We start from the raw sequence: 18,486 nt of genomic DNA, 5'->3' as shown, positions 1-18,486 counted from the left end.
CGTTGACGTCCATCGCGAGCATGCTCGCTCCTACAGGGATATCGGCGTTCAACCAGTTTTTCATTGCGGTTTCAGGTCACACGGTATCCACCTTCAGCGAGTGGTCATTGAGCATACCGTTGATGATGGTGGCCGTGTCCGCGCCGCCGATGACCCCGCCCGCCCCCGGCGTCACCCCATAGTGACTGGCCAGGTTGACACCCGCCAGGTCGATGGTCTGGTTCGGCGCCGCGCCAGCCATGGCACTGACGTCGATGCTGGTCACCAGAGAAGCGCCGCTGCCGCTGACGGTGAAGTGCAGGTAGTCGTCCAGTGAGGCGGCGGTACTGTTCTCCCCTTGCAGCAGTTGCGACAGGTCGAGCTTGTCGGCCCCCGGCGTAAAGTCGGTGATGACGTCGTGGCCGCTGTTGCCGTTGAGCCACTGGAAGGTATCGGCGCCGCTGCCGCCGGTCAGGGAGTTGTTGCCCAACCCGCCGATCAGGAAGTCGTCGCCACCCTCGCCGTTGAGCACGTCGTTGCCCAGGCCGCCGGTGATGAGGTTGCCGTTGTTGTCTCCCGTGAGGGCATCATTGAAGTTGGAGCCGGTCAGGTTTTCGATGGCGGTCAAGGTGTCAGTGCCGGCACCGAAGGTGTCCTGTGCGCCGGTCTCGCCGAGATTGACCGTGACGCCGGCAGTGGCGTGGGCATAACTGGCGGTGTCGATGCCCGTACCACCATCGAGCAGATCGTTGCCAAGGCCGCTGTACAGCAAGTCATTGCCGTCACCGGCATGGATGATGGCGTCGCCATTGCCGGCTACCAGCGTGTCATCCCCCGCTGTCCCGGTGAGGGTGTGGCCATCCTGGTAGCTGATGTCGCTGCCGCCATGGTTATCGCTGGCGCTGTAGGTGTCATGGTTGTCCGGTGCCATGTCGTGGGCCCCGGAGTAATCGACGGTCATCTTCAACTGGTAGTTTTCAACAGCACTTGCACTTGGGGCCGGACCATCAGGGAGGCTGGTGACGTGGATGTGATAGGTCGCATCCGAGGTCGCCGTGATGGTCTGGTCGTCAGCGATGGCGATGTAGGCGCCATCATTGGTCGAGTACTCCAGGCTGATGTGCCCGGCTGTGAGGTTGTGATCCAGGTTGAGGGTTTCTCCCTGCTTGAGATTGACGGTGATCAGGTCATGGTCGTGGTTGCCGTTGACGGACCCAAGCGCTCCGCTGACCACCAGCACTGCGGTCATGGCTGCCGTATTGGCGACGAACGCACTGCGGGCAATGGCGGCATTGCTGCCGGTCAGGCTGTAGATCTGTTGGGTCCCGGTAAAGTCCGCGCCTTTGGCTATCAGGTCCTGACCGTCCTGGTTCAGGGTTTTGGCGTAGACGGTCACGTCGCTGTCGCAGGACGGCACGAGGCTGCTGTTGTGCACGTCGATGGTCACGGTGGTGGTGCTTTCGTCACCGTCACCATCGCGCAGGGTGTAGGTGAACACGTCGCTCGCGCCCGGGCCGCTGACCGAGTTCGGGTAGCTGTGGTACAGCGCGTTGCCCGCTGCGTCCAAAGTCAGGTAGCCGTAGGTGCCGTTGATCTGGCTGTTCAGGCCGCCATGCACCGGGGTTGAGGTGTCATCGCCGGCACGCACACCGACCACGCCGCCGCCGGCGAACTGGCCATCGGCTCCTACGTGGTCGTTCCACAGCACATTGCCGCCGATGTAGCCGCCCTCTCCCACCGAGGTTGCATCGGCGATAGCGGTCGGTACGTCATCGACGATGTTGACCACGATAGTGCTGGTGGCGATGTTGCCCAGGGCGTCGGTGGCCTGGTAGGTAAAACTTTCGTGCAGGGTGTTGGCGCCATCGTTGGCAGCCGGTGTGGTGCTGGCCGGTGAGGTCAGGGTGTAGGTGTAACTGCCATCGGGGTGCAGCAGCAGTTGGCCGTAGGTGCCGATGGCGTTGCTGACCAGGCTGTAGGTGATCGCGCCGCTGCCGCCATGGACCGCACCGACCAGGGTGCCACTGGCGATTTCGCCGGTGTTGCACGGCTGGGCCAGGGCATTTTCGTACACGGTGACGTCCTGATCGCTGGCTGCGACCAGGCAGCTGTTGTGCACGTCGATGATGATGGTGGTGGTGCTTTCGTCACCGTCACCGTCACGCAAGGTGTAGGTGAACACGTCGCTCGCACCCGGGCCGCTCACTGAGTTCGGGTAGCTGTGGTACAGCGCGTTGCCCGCGGCATCCAGGGTCAGGTAGCCGTAGGTGCCGTTGATCTGGCTGTTCAGGCCTCCATGCACCGGGGTCGAGGTGTCCCCGCCTGCACGCACGCCGACCACGCCGCCGCCGGCGAACTGGCCGTCGGCCCCCGCGTTGTCGTTCCACAGCACATTGCCGCCGATGGAGCCGCCCTCTCCCACCGAGGTGTGGTCGATGTTAGCGGTGGGCATGTCATCGACGATGTTGATCACGATGGTGCTGGTGGCGACATTGCCCTGGGCATCTTTGGCCTGGTAGGTGAAGCTTTCGTGCAGGGTGTTGCCGCCGTCGTTGGCCTGCGGCATGGTGCTGGCCGGTGAGGTCAGGGTGTAGGTGTAGCTGCCGTCGGGGTGTAGCAACAGCTGGCCGTAGGTACCGATGGCATTGCTGAGCAGGCTGTAGGTGATGGCACCGCTGCCGCCGTGAACCGCGCCGACCAGGGTGCCGCTGGCGGTTTCGACCGGGCTGTTCGGCTGGCTGCCATTCACGTTGCCGGGGGCCAGGTCCTGGCCGTCCTGGTGCAGGTCCAGGGCTTTTTCGTAGACGGTCACGTCGTGGTCGCTGGTCGCCACAAAGCAACTGTTGTGCACGTCGATCGTGACGGTGGTGGTGCTTTCGTCACCGTCGGCATCGCGCAGGGTATAGGTGAACACGTCGCTCGCACCCGGGCCGCTGACCGAGTTCGGGTAGCTGTGGTACACGGCGTTGCCCGCGGCATCCAGCGTCAGGTAGCCGTAGGTGCCGTTGATCTGGCTGTTCAGGCCGCCATGTACCGGGGTCGAAGTGTCATCGCCGGCACGCACGCCGACCACGCCACCGCCGGCGAACTGACCATCGGCTCCTACGTGGTCGTTCCACAGCACATTGCCGCCGATGTAGCCGCCCTCTCCCACCGAGGCTATATCGGGAGTAGCGATCGGCACGTCATCGACGATATTGATCACGATGGTGCTGGTCGCAACATTGCCCTGGCTGTCGGTGACCTGGTACGTGAAGCTTTCGTGCAGGGTGTTGGCACCATCGTTGACCTGCGGCATGGTGCTGGCCGGTGAGGTCAGGGTGTAGGTGTAGCTGCCGTCGGAGTTCAGCAGCAGTTGGCCGTAGGTGCCGATGGCGTTGCTGAGCAGACTGTAGGTGATGGCGCCACTGGCACCATGGACCGAGCCGACCAGGGTGCCGCTGGCGGTTTCACCGGCGCTACTCGGCTGGCTGCCATTCACGCTGCCGGGCGCCAGGTCCTGGCCGTCCTGGTGCAGGTCCAGTGCTTTTTCGTACACAGTGACGTCCTGATCGCTGGCCGCGACCAGGCAGCTGTTGTGCACGTCGATGGTCACGGTGGTGGTGCTTTCATCACCGTCGGCGTCGCGCAGGGTGTAGGTGAACACATCGCTCGCGCCCGGGCCGCTCACCGAGTTCGGGTAGCTGTGGTACACGGCGTTGCCTGCGGCATCCAGCGTCAGGTAGCCGTAGGTGCCGTTGATCTGGCTGTTCAGGCCGCCATGCACCGGGGTCGAGGTATCTGCGCCGGCGCGCACGCCGACCACGCCACCGCCGGAGCCATCGGCACCGCCGACGTCATTCCACAGTACGTTGCCGGTGACAGTGCCGCCCTCGACCACCGAGGTCGCATCGGGTTTGGCGGTCGGCAAGTCGTCGACGATCTTGACGTTGATTTCCCCACGCGCCTCGCTGCCATCGGCATCGATGGCGATGACCTCGAAGTTCTCGCTGACGCTGTTGGCGCCGTCGGCGTTGGGGTGGGTCTCGGTGTAGTTCAGGGTGTAGCTGTAGCTCACCACGCCGGTGGCAGGGTCAAAGCCGGTGACGGTCAGGGTGCTGCCCAGCCAGGTACTGCCGGAGATCGGCAAGGGCTGCACCACGCCACCGCTGATGATCGAGACACCGGAAATGCTCAGGCTCTGCAGGCCGTCAGGGGCGATGACGGTGAAGGTCCCGTGCTGGGTCAGCGCCGGGGCATCGGGGTCGCTGCCGTACATGAGGTTTTTTTCGTAGACGGTCAGTTCGCCGCCTGCGACGTCCAGGCCGCCGAGGGTCACCCCGTCATCGTTGTTGTGCACGTTCAGCACCAGGTTGGCAGTACTGGTATCGCCGTCGGCGTCGGTCAGGGTGTAGGTGAAGGTCTCGGTGCCATTGCCGCCCGCGTGCAAGGCCTTGAAGTCGGCATCGCCGGGATTGAGGGTATAGGTGTAGGTGCCATTGGCGTTGAGCACCAGGGTGCCGTAGGTGCCGATGAACGTGCCGGGGGTGATTGGGCCGCTGTTGGGTCCGATCGCTACACGGTCGGCACCTTGCACGTCATTGCCCAGGACGCTGCCTTCGAGGGTGAGTCGGGTTTCCGAGGCGGTGTCGAGGTTGTTGTCATCGTTCGCCTTGGGCATGTCGTCGACGATGGTGACGTCCAGGGAACCGGTGGCGGAGTCGCCATTGCTGTCACCGGCAATCACGGTGAAGTGTTCGCTGAGTTGAGTGCCGTCGCCGCTCGAATGGTTTTCGTTGTCGTTGAGGGTGTAGCTGTAACTCACTACGCCTGTTGTTGGGTTGTACCCGGTGATGGTCAGGGTGCTGCCCAGCGGCGTGATGATCGACTGCGGAAAACCGTTGGCTACGCCAGCGCTGATCACGGCGATCCCACCGATGCTCAGGCTGGTCAGCCCGTCAGGCGCCGTGACGGTGAAGGTGCCGTTCTGGGTCAGTGCGGCGGGATTGCTTGCCGAACCGTCAGGCAGGTTGGCTTCGTTGACGGTCAGTTCACCACTCTCCACTGACAGACCATCGAGGATGACCGGATGGTTCACCGGTGGCGTGATGACCGGGGGCAAGACTTCAGGTGGCGTGACGACAGGTGGCGTGACATCCGGTGGTATGACGGCTGGCGGCGTGACCTCCGACGATGGGACTTCGGGCAGTGTGACCACTGGCGGTGTAATCAGCGGCGCAGGCTCAGCGTTGTCAGAGTTGTTATCGCCGTCGTGCCGTGCAAGCGGGAACTCTGGAATGCCATTGAACCCGGCGGTGGGGAAGCCAATGGTCGGCTCGACCCGCCCCCCGACTTCCTCGAGCATGACGAAACTGTGGCCCCCACCCTGTGCTCCATCGGCAGGTTCGGTCGAACCCGGGCCGGCCGCCGTCGCTTCGGCGGTCTGGGTTGGGTCGTCACCGGCGGCGATGGCTTTTTGCAATTGCTCGACATCGGTCAACTGTGCCTGGCTCGGAGTCGTCGCTTCAGCCGTCTCCACATGGGGCGACGAATGCGCCAACAACTGGGCGGTCATTTGCAGGCTACTGCCGCGACCCAGCGTCAGTTCCTGGCCATTTTGCAGATGCACCGCCACTGCGCCTTCGGCCCCGGTCACCAGTTGATCGCCGGCAAACAACCGGTCCCCCTCGATCAACACTCGACGGGTGCCGTCACCCGCCACCGCGAAGACCTGACCGATAACCTTGCTGACGATACCGATGAGCGTAGCCATGTGCATTCCCTCCGCTGCCAACGCTTTGTCGGCACCCTGTCTGAATGCGGAGAACATGCCTGTGGGCTCAATTGGATTCCCTGGCGAATTGTGTGCGCTGTCCGCGATCTCGATAAACCCTTTGCAATCAATGGCATTGGGCTAGCCGCCTCTACAACGTCATCCACCAGCGTTGCGTAACAGTCCTGAATCACATTGGCGACAAAAAACCGTCACCCCAGTCTGCGCCGCATCCCTCCCCTCCAGCACCTCTCCGTCCTTTTTCGATAATTGGACTTGAACTTTCCTTAAGCCCTGATGATCGCCATAAGGCACATAAATCAAGGGCTTTCGCAGTGAACAATGTGCTGGATTTGGCAGAGTACATAAGTTTTTTTTGGCATAAGTCTTATGAGAAAAACTTCTTAGGTTCGCCTCAAAATGTTCTTAGCTCTCTTGTTACAAGCATGAAACGGTTTTACCTATAAATGTCGTCAAATAATTGGCGACTCATAAAGCATCATTAGGATTCAGGGAGATGAACCATGCGTCTTTTAAACCCCCTCTGCAGCGCGGTTCTGCTGGCGATTGCCTGCGGTACCCAAGCGCATGCAATGTCACTGACGGAAGCGATCCAGAGCACTATCGCCACCCACCCGGAGCTTGCATCGCGGGTGGACAGCCGTCTGTCGGCTGATGAAGATGTGAAGGTCGCCAAGGGGGGCTTTTATCCATCGGTGGACCTCAATGCCGCGTACGGGCGCGGGTACAGCGACAACACCAACACCCGCGCGTTGGGTAATCACCACACCGAAATCCTCAATTACACCCAATCAGAACTGCGCCTTCGTCAAATGCTCTTCGATGGGTTCAACACCGCCAACGAAGTCGAGCGGACCAAGGGCGTCGTCAACTCCCGGGCGTACTACGCCCAAGGCACCGCCCAGGACCTGGCCCTGCGCACCGCCGAGGTTTACCTCGAAGTGCTCAAGCGCCGTGAACTGGTGACCCTGGCCAAGAACAACCTGCAAGCGCACCTGCGAGTCAACGACCAGATCGGCATGCGCACCCAGCGGGGGATCGGCAGCACCGCCGACGCCGACCAATCCACTGCCCGTCGGGCACTGGCGGAAAACAACCTCGACACCGCCGAAGTCGATTTGGCCGATGCCGAGTCGAACTTCGCCGCCGTCGTCGGGCGCCTACCCGATGAACTGGAAGCCCCGCCGTCGATCCGCGGCGAGGTGCCAGCCTCCCTGCCGGATGCCCAGCAAAGCATGGTGGAGAACAACCCCTACCTGAAATCCGCCCAGGCCGACGTGCAATCAGCCGAGAGCCAGTACGAAGTCGCCAAGTCGCCGTTCTACCCGCGCTTCGACGCCGAAGCCGCGGTGGGCGCGAACAACAACATCGCGGGCGAAGAAGGCCATGACAACGAGTGGCGGGTCGGGGTGGTGATGAACTACAACCTGTTCCGCGGCGGCAGTGACAAGGCGCGCCTGCAGTCCGATGCCCACAAGATCAATCAGGCGATGGACATTCGCAACAACGCCCTGCGCCAGCTCAACGAAAACATCCACCTGGCCTGGAACGCGATGGTCAACGCCAAGAAGCAAACCCCGACCGCCCGCGAGTATGCCGAAACCAGCCGACGCGTACGCGTGGCGTATCAGGATCAGTTCGGCCTCGGCCAACGGACCCTGCTCGACCTGCTGGACAGCGAAAACGAGCTTTACAACGCCAATCGCCGCTACACCGAAGTACGCTACACCGAGGAGTTTTCGATGTACCGGGTGCTGGCGAACATGGGTCAGTTGCTGAGCAAACAGCGCGTGGTGCTGCCGGCCGATGCAATCGCCCAGGCCGAAGTGAAAAGCGAAGCTCGCCTGCCTGAACTCAAATAACCCCCTGTAGGAGCTGCCGCAGGCTGCGATCTTTTGATCTTTTCTTTCTTAAAATCAAAGTCAAAAGATCGCAGCTTGGGGCAGCTCCTACGGGCTGATGTGCAGGTATCTATGCAATTACCGGAGCGATCAATGTGACCAGCATGGAAACCGCCAACACCGGTGTCGATCCACGCCTGAGCTTCGATGACCCGCTTCTTGACGGTCTGTTGATCCTCTGCAAACTCCACGGCGCGACGGTCAGTCGCGCCAGCCTGAGTGCCGGGCTGCCTATGGCACACCAACGCCTGAGCCTGGACCTGCTGCCCCGCGCAGCGGCCCGGGCCGGATTGCAGGCGCGCCTGTTGCGCCGCGACCTCAAAGACATCTCTGCACTTAACCTGCCAGTGTTGCTGTTGCTCAACAACGGTCGTACTACCGTGCTGCGCCGCTTTGGCGAGGATGGCCGGGTCCTGGTTTTGCCCAGCGAAGCCGATGGCGGCGAACAATGGACCACGACGCAAGAGCTTGCCGGGCATTACAGTGGCCAGGCGCTGTTCGCCCGGCCACGGCATGAACTCGAAGACCTTCGTTCACCGCTGGTGCCACGGGTAGAGGCGTGGTTTCGCGACACCCTGAAGCTGTCGAAATGGTTGTACAGCGACGCGATCCTGGCGAGCTTCCTGATCAACCTGCTGGGGCTGATGGTGCCGCTGTTCGTGATGCAGACCTACGACCGCGTGGTGCCGAACCAGGCCACCTCGACCCTGTGGGTGTTGTCCATCGGCCTGCTGATCGGCACCGGTTTCGAACTGGTGCTACGGGTGGTGCGCGCGCATCTACTGGACACTGCCGGCAAGAAAACCGACGTGATTCTCTCGGCGACCCTGTTCGAACGCATCACCGGCATGGCGATGAAAGCCAAGCCTGCGACCATTGGTGGCTTCGCCCAGAGCATTCACGATTTCCAGGGCCTGCGCGAGTTCCTCACCGCCGTCACCCTCACCAGCCTGATCGACCTGCCCTTCGCACTGCTGATGCTGGTGGTGATCGGCCTGCTGGGTGGCTGGCTGGTGGTGATTCCGCTGCTGGCGTTTCCGATCACGATCATTTTCGCCATGATCATTCAGGCGCGCTTGCGTGACACCGTGCAGAAAAGCCTGGCCCTGGGCGCCGAACGCCAAGCCCTGCTGATCGAAACCCTGGGCGGCCTGGAAACCCTCAAGGCCTGCAGCGCCGAAAGCGAACGCCAGCACAAATGGGAAAGCACCCACGGCGCCCTCACCCGCCTCGACAGCCACGCGCGCAATCTCTCGGCGCTGGCCACCAATGGCACGCTGTTCATCCAACAGTTTTCCGGCATGGCGACCATCGTCGCCGGGGTCTACAGCATCATCGCCGGCAACCTCAGCGTCGGTGCGTTGGTAGCGACCTACATGCTCGGCAGTCGCGTCCTGGCGCCGCTGGGGCAAATCGCCGGCCTGATCACCCGCTACCAGCAAGCGCAACTGACCATGAAAAGCACCGACGCGCTGATGTCCCTGCCCCAGGAGCGCGATGCCAGACAACGGCCGCTGGAACGCACACAACTGCAAGGCGCCCTGGATGTCGTCGGCGTGACCTTCCACTACAACGGCCAGAACGCCCCGGCGCTGGCCAATGTCAGTTTCAGCGTGAAACCCGGCGAACGGATTGGCATCATCGGTCGCAGCGGCTCCGGCAAAAGCACCCTGGCGCGCCTGGTGATGGGGTTCTACGAACCGGCGCAAGGCCAATTGCTGCTCGATGGCCTGGACCTGCGCCAACTGGACGTCGCCGACCTGCGCCATCAGATCGGTTACGTTGCCCATGACCTGCCGTTGCTGGCCGGCAGCCTGCGTGACAACCTGACCCTGGGCGCGCGCTACATCAGTGACGCACGCATGCTCGAAGTGGCTGAACTGACCGGCGTCACCGAACTCGCCCGGCAACACCCGCAAGGCTTCGACCGCCCGGTCGGCGAGCGTGGGCAACTGCTGTCCGGTGGTCAACGCCAAGCAGTATTGCTGGCCCGCGCTTTATTGCTCGACCCACCGATCATACTGCTCGACGAGCCCACCAGTGCCATGGACAACAGCAGCGAAGACGCCTTGCGGCAAAAACTCCACGCCTGGGTCCAGGGCAAGACCCTGCTGCTGGTGACCCATCGCACCTCGATGCTCAGTCTGGTCGATCGCCTGGTGGTACTGGACAACGGGAGGATCGTCGCCGACGGCCCGAAAGAAGCGGTCATCGATGCACTGCGCAAGGGCCGTGTCGGCTCTGCGGCCGTCTAGGAGTCGCCTATGCCTGCTTCATCGAATGCATCGAAAGCACGTGGCTACTTTGACAGTTTCGGCAAAAGTGCCGAAGCCGAGTACATGCCGGAAACGGCTGGCGCCGCTCTACAGGACTCCCCACGCTGGTCGCGGATCACCGTGTGGCTCGCCGCCGCGTTGCTGATCAGCGCTTTGGCCTGGGCCAAGTTCGCGGTACTGCAGGAAGTCACCATGGGCGAAGGCAAGGCGATTCCGTCGAGCAAGGTCCAGGTGATCCAGAACCTTGAGGGCGGCATCGTCACCGAGATCTTCGTGCGTGAAGGGCAAATGGTGAACAAGGGCGATACCCTGCTACGCCTGGATGACACGCGCTACCTGTCGAACAAGGGCGAAAGCGAGGTCGATCGTTACGCGCTGACCGCTCAGGTCGAACGCCTGTCGGCCGAAGCCGAAGGACGGCCATTCAAGCTGTCGGAAGAGGTGATCGCCAAGGCGCCGCAAGTCGCCGAAGACGAACGCTCGCTGTACGAACAGCGCCAACGCCGACTGGCCAGCGAACAACGCACGTTGACCGAACAACTGCGGCAAAAAACCCAGGAACTGGCGGAGTTTCGTTCCAAAGCCGGGCAGTACGGCTCCAGCCTGGCGTTGGTCAACCAGGAGATGGCAATGTCCGAGCCCCTGGTCAAGACCGGCGCCGTGTCGCCGGTGGAGATCCTGCGGCTCAAGCGCAGCGCGGTGGAAATCCGCGGCTCACTGAACGCCACTACCCTGGCCATTCCCCGGGCGGAATCGGCCATTGCCGAGATCCGCAGCAAGATCGACGAGTCCGAACAGTCGTTCCGCTCGGATGCAGCGAAAGAGCTGAATGAGAAACGCACCGACCTGTCGAAAATCACGGCCTCGAGCATTGCCATCGACGACCGCGTGACCCGCACTACCGTGGCCTCGCCGGTCAAGGGCATTATCAAGCTGTTGAAGGTCAACACCATCGGCGGTGTGGTCCAGCCCGGCAGTGACATGGTGGAAATCGTACCGCTGGAAGACAACCTGCTGATCGAGGCCAAGGTTCGACCACAGGACGTGGCGTTCCTGCATCCGGGCCAGAAAGCCATGGTCAAGTTCAGTGCCTACGACTACACGATCTACGGTGGCCTGAGTGCCAAGCTGGAATTGATCGGTGCCGACACCATCACCGACGACAAGGGCAACAGCTTTTACCTGATCCAGGTGCGCACCGATAAAAACCACCTTGGCGGGGACGCGAAACCATTGCTGATCATTCCGGGGATGGTGGCGACGGTGGATATCATTACCGGGGAAAAGACGGTGCTGGACTACCTGCTTAAACCGGTGCTGAAAGCACGGACCGAGGCGATGCGCGAGCGCTAGCTACCGATCGTTCCCACGCTCTGCGTGGGAACTATTGGTGGGTGTGATTGCGTAGGAAAGTCTCCTCCCCCATCGCCGCAATCTGCCCCTCGATCAGTGCTTCAAACGGCTTGAGCAACGGCGCAAACGAGGTCGGCGCCTCTAGAGTTTCCAGCGCCTGCACTATTGCCTCCACCGTCGACAACGCTCCGGGCCCTGGCGCCTTGCGCAGTCGATAGCGGGACACGCCACCCTCGGCCAGGGTTACCCTGGGCAGCGCCGCCAGCAACGGGTTCAAGTGCAACATCTTGCGCGCCTTGCGCCAGGTTCCGTCCGGGACCACCAGCAACAGCGGCTCATCGGATGCGGTATACGCCTGCATCGGATGCGCATCCTCGCCGGGAAACAACAACCGCGCCTGATAGCCCGTCTGACTTAATAACCTCGGCAGATCCTCGAACACCTCACCGACGATCAGCTCGGCGTTCTTCAACCCAAGCGCCGCCAACCGCGCGGTGTTCAGCGCATGGTTCACTTCGCTCGGGTGTTGCAGCAGCAACACTCGGGTGCGGCTGTCGAGGCTGGGGATCAGCGGGCACAGGCAATGGCTCTGAGGACGCAGGCAGCGGGGGCATTGAATTCTCGGCATCTTCTTCACGCCTGGTTGAGTTGTGCTTTGAGCAAATCGCGAAAGGTCTGGATCAACGGCTCGCGACTACGCCCCCGGCGCACGATCATCGAGAACGGAGCCTGATAACCGAAGGTCGCCGGCAGCAACACACGCAGGTCACCCTTGTCGGCCCACGCCTGGGCATAGTGTTCCGGCAGGTAACCGATGTAGGCGCCGGACAGCACCAGAATCAGCTGCGCCTCCATACTCTCCACGGTCGCGGCACTGTGCTTGAAGCCGTGACGGGCCAGCTCGGCCTGACTCCAGTAGCCTCGGCCGACCATACGTTGCTGGGTGATGACTTGCTCGGGAATGCGCCGTTCATTGAACAACGGGTGCCGCGTGCTGCAATACAACCAGTGCTGTTCGCGGTACAGCGGCATGTACACCAGACCGCTCATGCGCGTGGAAAACGCGCCGATGGCCAGGTCGAGGCGGTTGTCCTGCACACCCAGTTGCAGTTCATAGGGGCTCATCACCGACAAGTGCAAGTGCACCGCCGGGTGCTCCTGGCTGTAGGCGCCAATGGCTTCGGCGAACGGCAAGGCTTTGTCGCTGACCGTGGAGTCGATCACCCCCAGGTTCAGCGTGCCACGCAACTCGCCCTTGAGCGCGGCGGCGTATTGTTCGAAACCTTCGAGCTCACCTAGCAAACGCAGGGTTTCCTGATGAAACAGCTCACCCTTGCTGGTCAGGCTGAACCCGCCACGGCCGCGATGACACAGCACCAGCCCCAGGGCGGATTCGAGCTGGCTCATGTAGGTGCTGATGGCTGACGTCGAAAGGTTGAGCTCTTGCTGGGCGTTGGCGAAGCCCTGATGGCGGACCACGCTGACGAAAATGCGCAAAAGTTTCAGGTCGGGTAAAGCGTTGGCCATGGGGGCTCCGATTACAAAATAGCGCGTGATGCTCATGGCGATGGAGATCAACTGTGGGAGCGGGCTTGCTCGCGAAGGCGGTGTATCAGGCAACATTGATATCGACTGACACGACGCCTTCGCGAGCAAGCCCGCTCCCACATGGGTTGCGGCGTTCAACCTGTGAAGTCTATCTCTCCCACTTCCATTAGTTTAGAAAAATCTGAACTAAGTATTTGCCCGTAGCGATTCTTCCCGGCCACTACATTTCGCAGAATCGCTGCCACAAGGTTCGCCCGTGCCCTCCGTGAACGGCGAAACCCAATAAATAAAACAACGACGATGAGGCCTTACCCGTGGACAAGATTCTTCACCAACCACTGGGCGGCAACGAAATGCCGCGCTTCGGCGGCATCGCCACCATGATGCGACTCCCCCACGTACCGACCGCTGCAGGTCTGGACGCCGCTTTTGTCGGCGTGCCGCTGGACATCGGCACTTCCCTGCGCCCTGGCACCCGCTTCGGGCCTCGCGAAATTCGCGCTGAATCGGTGATGATTCGCCCGTACAACATGGCCACTGGCGCTGCGCCGTTCGATTCGCTGTCGGTTGCCGATATCGGCGACGTGGCGATCAACACCTTCAACCTGCTGGATGCCGTACGGATCATCGAAGAATCCTACGACAATATCCTCGAACACGATGTGATCCCCCTGACGCTGGGTGGCGACCACACCATCACCTTGCCGATCCTGCGTGCCATCCATAAAAAGCACGGCAAGGTCGGCCTGGTGCACATCGACGCCCACGCCGATGTGAACGATCACATGTTCGGCGAGAAAATCGCCCACGGCACCACGTTCCGTCGCGCCGTTGAAGAAGGCCTTATCGACCCGGACCGTGTGGTCCAGATCGGTCTGCGCGCCCAGGGCTACACCGCTGACGATTTCAACTGGAGCCGTAACCAGGGCTTCCGCGTGGTTCAGGCCGAAGAGTGCTGGCACAAATCCCTGGCCCCCCTGATGGCCGAAGTGCGCGAGAAAGTCGGCGGCGGTCCGGTGTACCTGAGCTTCGACATCGACGGTATCGACCCGGCCTGGGCACCTGGCACCGGCACCCCGGAAATCGGTGGCCTGACGACCATTCAGGCAATCGAGATCGTTCGTGGCTGCCAAGGCCTGGACCTGGTCGGTTGCGATCTGGTAGAAGTCTCGCCCGCTTACGACACCACCGGTAACACCTCGCTGCTGGCCGCCAACCTGCTGTACGAAATGCTCTGCGTACTGCCTGGTGTGGTCCATCGCTGAGGATCGGTCATGAATGAACGCGATCAGGTCTTGAAAGCGGCTGCCGATCTGGTATCCGCCTTCGCCCGCAACGATCGCGAAGCCTACTTCGGCGCGTTCAACGCCGATGCCAGCTTCGTCTTCTACACCCTCGAACAGCCCCTGCTGTCGCGCGATGCCTACCAGGCATTGTGGGACAGCTGGCGCGCCGAGGACGGCTTCGAGGTGCTCTCATGCACCTCGAGCAACGCTTTCGTCAGCCTGCAAGGTGACGCGGCGATTTTCATCCATGACGTGGCCACCGAGCTGCGCATGCAAGGGGAGCAGCACTTTAGCCAGGAGCGCGAGACGATTGTTTTCAGGAAACAAGCGTCTGGCCAAGAACAACAAGGCCTATGGCTGGCCTGCCACGAACATTTGTCCGCGATGCCGGAAGGGCTGCCATCCCCTTAGCCAACACAGGTGACGCTCACGCACGATGAGCGCGCCTTTATGATCGGAGCAGATCATGAATAACAACAACAACGACCAAAGCCTTACGCAAATTGAAACCCACGGGGTCGAACAGATCCCGGACAACGAACGCACCGCAGGCCCGACGGACTTGTTCCGGATGATCTTCGGGGGTTCCAACACCTTTGCCACCGCCGTACTTGGCAGCTTCCCGGTGCTGTTTGGCCTGTCCTTTCAGGCGGGCGTGCTGGCGATTGTGCTGGGCGTGTTGCTGGGTTCGCTGATCCTCGCGCCGATGGGCCTGTTCGGCCCGATCAACGGGACCAACAACGCCGTGTCTTCCGGTGCGCACTTCGGCGTGCACGGGCGGATCGTCGGTTCGTTCCTGTCGCTGTTGACCGCCATCGCCTTCTTCTCGCTGTCGGTGTGGAGTTCGGGTGATGCGCTGATCGGTGGCGCCAAACGCCTGATCGGCCTGCCGGAAACCGACCTGACCCTGGGCCTGGCCTACGGTCTGTTCGCGATCCTGGTGCTGACCGTGTGCATCTATGGTTTCCGTTTCCTGCTGTGGGTCAACAAGATCGCAGTGTGGAGCGCCAGCCTGTTGTTCCTGCTGGGCGTTTTCGCGTTCGCAGGTCCCTTCGATGTTAACTACGCCGGCACCGTGAACATGGGACAACCGGGTTTCTGGGCGGCGTTTATCGGCGCCGCGCTGGTGGCCATGAGCAACCCGATCTCCTTCGGGGCGTTCCTGGGCGACTGGTCGCGCTACATTCCGCGTGAGACCTCCAAGCGCCGGATCATGGCAGCGGTGGTGATTTCGCAGATCGCGACCTTCATCCCGTTCCTGTTCGGCCTGACCACCGCCACCATCGTAGCGATCAAGGCACCGGACTACATCGCAGCCAACAACTATGTCGGCGGCTTGCTGGCGGTATCGCCGAGCTGGTTCTTCCTGCCTGTCTGCCTGATTGCGGTGATCGGCGGCATGTCCACGGGTACGACTTCGCTGTACGGCACTGGCCTGGACATGTCCAGCGTGTTCCCCCGGGTACTGTCGCGGGTCAAGGCCACGCTGCTGATCGGTGTGATGTCGATTGCCTTCATCTTCATCGGTCGCTTCGCGGCGAACCTGGTGCAGAGCGTCTCGACCTTCGCCGTGCTGATCATCACCTGCACCACCCCCTGGATGGTGATCATGATCATCGGCCTGCTGGTGCGTCGCGGCTTCTACTGCCCGGATGACCTGCAAGTGTTTACCCGTGGCGAGAAAGGTGGCCGCTACTGGTTCACCCACGGCTGGAACTGGCGTGGCCTGGGTGCCTGGATCCCGAGCGCGGCTGTCGGCCTGTGCTTCGTGAACCTGCCGGGGCAATTCGTCGGACCACTGGGCGAAATGGCTGGCGGTATCGACATCAGCCTGCCGGTCACCCTGGGCCTGGCCTCGCTGGTGTACCTGGCGCTGCTGAGCCTGTTCCCGGAATCGAGCGCGGTGTTCGGACCCAATGATTCACGTAGCAAGCGCACAAGCATTACGACAAAACCTGATCTGCGTCAGCCGGCCTGACGCAGATCCACCTGTGGGAGCGGGCTTGCTCGCGAAGACGGCGGCACATTCAACCCTGATGTGACTGACAGACCGCTTTCGCGAGCAGGCTCGCTCCCACAGAAAGCAGCCCCACAGAAACGCTTTTGTTTCACATAAAAAAGACAATCGGAGACACGCCACAATGGCTTTGGATTTATTCGTCGTACTCATCTACGCCGCCGCGATGCTGATACTCGGCTATTACGGCATGCGCAAGGCCAAGACCAACGAAGACTTTTTGGTCGCCGGTCGTAACCTCGGCCCGAGCCTGTACATGGGCACCATGGCTGCCACCGTCCTGGGCGGCGCGTCCACCGTGGGCACCGTGCGCCTGGGCTACGTGCATGGCATCTCCGGTTTCTGGCTGTGCGCCGCACTGGGTTGCGGGATCGTCGCGCTGAACCTGTTCCTCGCCAAACCGCTGTTGAAACTGAAGATCTACACCGTCACCCAGGTGCTGGAAAAACGCTACAACCCGATGGCGCGCTCCGCGAGCGCGGCAATCATGCTGGCGTACGCGCTGATGATCGGCGTGACCTCGATCCTGGCCATCGGCACCGTGCTACAAGTCCTGTTCGGCCTGCCGTTCTGGGTCTCGGTCCTGCTCGGCGGTGGCGTCGTGGTGGTCTATTCGGCCATTGGCGGCATGTGGTCGCTGACCCTGACCGACATTGTCCAGTTCGTCATCAAGACCGTGGGCCTGATGTTCATCCTGTTGCCAATCTGCCTGTACCGCGTCGGCGGCTGGGATGAACTGGTGTTGAAACTGCCGGCGGCAAGCTTCAGCTTCACCACCATCGGCTGGGACACCATCATCACCTACTTCATGATCTACTTCTTCGGCATCCTGATCGGCCAGGACATCTGGCAACGGGTGTTCACCGTCAAGACCGCCAAAGTGGCCCAGGTTGCCGGTACGTTCGCCGGTGTCTACTGCATCCTCTACGGTCTGGCCTGCGCCCTGATCGGCATGGCTGCCCACGTACTGATCCCGGACCTGGACAACGTCAACAACGCTTTCGCCGCCATCGTCAAACTGTCCCTGCCGGACGGTATCCGTGGCCTGGTGATCGCTGCCGCACTGGCCGCCATGATGTCCACCGCCAGCGCCGGCCTGCTCGCCGCCGCCACCACCCTGACCGAAGACCTGCTGCCAAAACTGCGCGGCGGCAAACAGTCGAGCCTGGGCCTGAACCGCCTGGTTACCCTGCTGACCGGTGTCGTGGTGCTGGGTATCGCCCTGGTCGTAAACGACGTGATCAGCGCCCTGACCCTGGCCTACAACCTGTTGGTGGGCGGCATGCTGGTTCCGCTGATTGGCGCCATCTTCTGGAAACGCGCCACCACCGCCGGCGCCATCGCCAGCATGGGCCTGGGCTTCGCCACCGCACTGGTGTTCATGTTCAAGGACGGCCTGGACGCCAATACGCCGATCTACTACAGCCTCGCCGTAGGCCTGGTGAGCTTCGTGGTGGTCAGCCTGTTGTCCCCTCGCCCCGCGATGCAGGCAAGCGCCGCCTAAGCTGAAACATAACGACTTGATGCTTTCTTCGACGAGTGTGGCGTCGGTTGCCACACTCGTTTTTTTTCGCTTGAAGGAAACTGCCCATGAAGATCGTCAGCCGCGATCACTGGTTCGAAGTCAAACAGCTCAGTGATGGCATCCGCCTGATTCACGAGCCTTACATTCGCCCCTTCTATCGCTGCAACCTCTGGCACATACAAGGCCGCGACAAAGACCTGCTACTCGACAGCGGCTCGGGGCTGGTCAGCCTGCGCGAACAGCTGCCGTGGATTACCGAGCGACCCTTGGTGGCAGTGGCCAGTCACTGCCATTTCGACCACATTGCCGGGCATCACGAATTCGCCGAGCGCCTGGTACACCCGGCCGAAGCGAACATCCTCGCCGCGCCGGACGGCGAAAATGACTTGAGCAAAGCCTTTGTCGGCGATGACATGTTCGAAGCGCACCCCGATTGCCCATTGTGCTACGCCGAATATCGGGTCAAGGCTGCACCGGCCACCGGGACAATCGACGAAGGCGACGTGCTCGACCTGGGCAACCGGGTGCTGCAAGTGCTGCATACGCCAGGGCACTCGCCGGGAGGCATCAGCCTGTACGAAGCGGCCACCGAGACCCTGTTCAGCGGCGACATCATCTACGATGGGCCGTTGATCGAAGACGCCTACCACTCCAACCTCGATGATTACGCACGCAGCCTGCAGCGCTTGCGCGCCCTGCCGATCCGTACGGTACATGGCGGGCACTTCGGCAGTTTTTCCGGGGACCATCTGCGGCACATGATTGACCAGTGGCAGCGCTCACACGCCTGAAGCCTGCTGTACTCAACCTCAGGAACAACCAGCAGGG

11 protein-coding genes are annotated in these 18,486 nt (G+C 61.8%); 8 read left to right on the top strand and 3 right to left on the bottom strand.

Annotation, left to right across the window (positions count from 1 at the left end):
* Positions 1-76: 76 nt before the first annotated feature.
* Entirely contained in the window at positions 77-5,731 is a 5,655-nt protein-coding gene (locus tag PSUM_RS14455) for a retention module-containing protein (RefSeq protein ID WP_083350126.1), read from the bottom strand.
* Positions 5,732-6,255: 524 nt separating this feature from the next.
* Here PSUM_RS14455 and PSUM_RS14450 point away from each other — a divergent pair.
* The 3 genes from PSUM_RS14450 (at position 6,256) to PSUM_RS14440 (ending at position 11,282) form a co-directional block, all read left to right on the top strand.
* On the top strand, positions 6,256-7,614 hold the full coding sequence (locus PSUM_RS14450) for a TolC family outer membrane protein (protein WP_083348418.1): 1,359 nt from the start codon (positions 6,256-6,258) through the stop codon (positions 7,612-7,614).
* 134 nt (positions 7,615-7,748) lie between these two features.
* Entirely contained in the window at positions 7,749-9,908 is a 2,160-nt protein-coding gene (locus PSUM_RS14445; RefSeq protein WP_020795394.1) for a type I secretion system permease/ATPase, read from the top strand.
* Between the two features lie 9 nt (positions 9,909-9,917).
* Positions 9,918-11,282 carry an HlyD family type I secretion periplasmic adaptor subunit gene (locus PSUM_RS14440; RefSeq protein WP_020795395.1) on the top strand — a complete coding sequence of 455 codons (1,365 nt, stop codon included), beginning with the start codon at positions 9,918-9,920 and terminating at the stop codon, positions 11,280-11,282.
* A 31-nt stretch (positions 11,283-11,313) separates the two neighbouring features.
* Here PSUM_RS14440 and PSUM_RS14435 read toward each other — a convergent pair whose 3' ends face one another.
* Entirely contained in the window at positions 11,314-11,910 is a 597-nt protein-coding gene (locus PSUM_RS14435; RefSeq protein WP_083348417.1) for a tRNA-uridine aminocarboxypropyltransferase, read from the bottom strand.
* Positions 11,911-11,915: 5 nt separating this feature from the next.
* Positions 11,916-12,809: a LysR family transcriptional regulator gene (locus PSUM_RS14430; RefSeq protein ID WP_007984914.1), complete on the bottom strand. Its 894-nt coding sequence runs from the start codon at positions 12,807-12,809 to the stop codon at positions 11,916-11,918.
* A gap of 335 nt (positions 12,810-13,144) precedes the next feature.
* Here PSUM_RS14430 and speB point away from each other — a divergent pair, with 335 nt between their 5' ends.
* From speB to PSUM_RS14405, 5 genes are all read left to right on the top strand, one after another.
* Positions 13,145-14,095, top strand: a complete 951-nt coding sequence (gene speB, locus PSUM_RS14425; RefSeq protein WP_008060136.1) for an agmatinase — start codon at positions 13,145-13,147, stop codon at positions 14,093-14,095.
* Between the two features lie 9 nt (positions 14,096-14,104).
* Positions 14,105-14,527, top strand: a complete 423-nt coding sequence (locus tag PSUM_RS14420; protein WP_033040244.1) for a YybH family protein — start codon at positions 14,105-14,107, stop codon at positions 14,525-14,527.
* 55 nt (positions 14,528-14,582) lie between these two features.
* Positions 14,583-16,094, top strand: a complete 1,512-nt coding sequence (locus PSUM_RS14415) for a purine-cytosine permease family protein (RefSeq protein ID WP_083348416.1) — start codon at positions 14,583-14,585, stop codon at positions 16,092-16,094.
* 163 nt (positions 16,095-16,257) lie between these two features.
* Positions 16,258-17,637: a sodium:solute symporter family protein gene (locus tag PSUM_RS14410; RefSeq protein ID WP_083348415.1), complete on the top strand. Its 1,380-nt coding sequence runs from the start codon at positions 16,258-16,260 to the stop codon at positions 17,635-17,637.
* An 86-nt stretch (positions 17,638-17,723) separates the two neighbouring features.
* On the top strand, positions 17,724-18,449 hold the full coding sequence (locus tag PSUM_RS14405) for an MBL fold metallo-hydrolase (RefSeq protein ID WP_083348414.1): 726 nt from the start codon (positions 17,724-17,726) through the stop codon (positions 18,447-18,449).
* Positions 18,450-18,486 lie beyond the last annotated feature (37 nt).

Source organism: Pseudomonas umsongensis (assembly GCF_002236105.1).
GTDB classification, from domain to species: domain Bacteria; phylum Pseudomonadota; class Gammaproteobacteria; order Pseudomonadales; family Pseudomonadaceae; genus Aquipseudomonas; species Aquipseudomonas umsongensis.
Note: the sequence above shows the minus strand (reverse complement) of the source record. Positions and strands in the feature narration are given on the sequence as shown.

Bases quoted from the DNA above. Each gene is read 5' to 3' on its own strand.
- PSUM_RS14415 (WP_083348416.1), top strand. From the start codon at position 14,583: ATGAATAACAACAACAACGACCAAAGCCTTACGCAAATTGAAACCCAC.
- PSUM_RS14440 (WP_020795395.1), top strand. From the start codon at position 9,918: ATGCCTGCTTCATCGAATGCATCGAAAGCACGTGGCTACTTTGACAGT.
- PSUM_RS14450 (WP_083348418.1), top strand. From the start codon at position 6,256: ATGCGTCTTTTAAACCCCCTCTGCAGCGCGGTTCTGCTGGCGATTGCC.
- PSUM_RS14435 (WP_083348417.1), bottom strand. From the start codon at position 11,910: ATGCCGAGAATTCAATGCCCCCGCTGCCTGCGTCCTCAGAGCCATTGC.
- PSUM_RS14455 (WP_083350126.1), bottom strand. From the start codon at position 5,731: ATGGCTACGCTCATCGGTATCGTCAGCAAGGTTATCGGTCAGGTCTTC.
- PSUM_RS14410 (WP_083348415.1), top strand. From the start codon at position 16,258: ATGGCTTTGGATTTATTCGTCGTACTCATCTACGCCGCCGCGATGCTG.
- PSUM_RS14405 (WP_083348414.1), top strand. From the start codon at position 17,724: ATGAAGATCGTCAGCCGCGATCACTGGTTCGAAGTCAAACAGCTCAGT.
- PSUM_RS14430 (WP_007984914.1), bottom strand. From the start codon at position 12,809: ATGGCCAACGCTTTACCCGACCTGAAACTTTTGCGCATTTTCGTCAGC.
- PSUM_RS14420 (WP_033040244.1), top strand. From the start codon at position 14,105: ATGAATGAACGCGATCAGGTCTTGAAAGCGGCTGCCGATCTGGTATCC.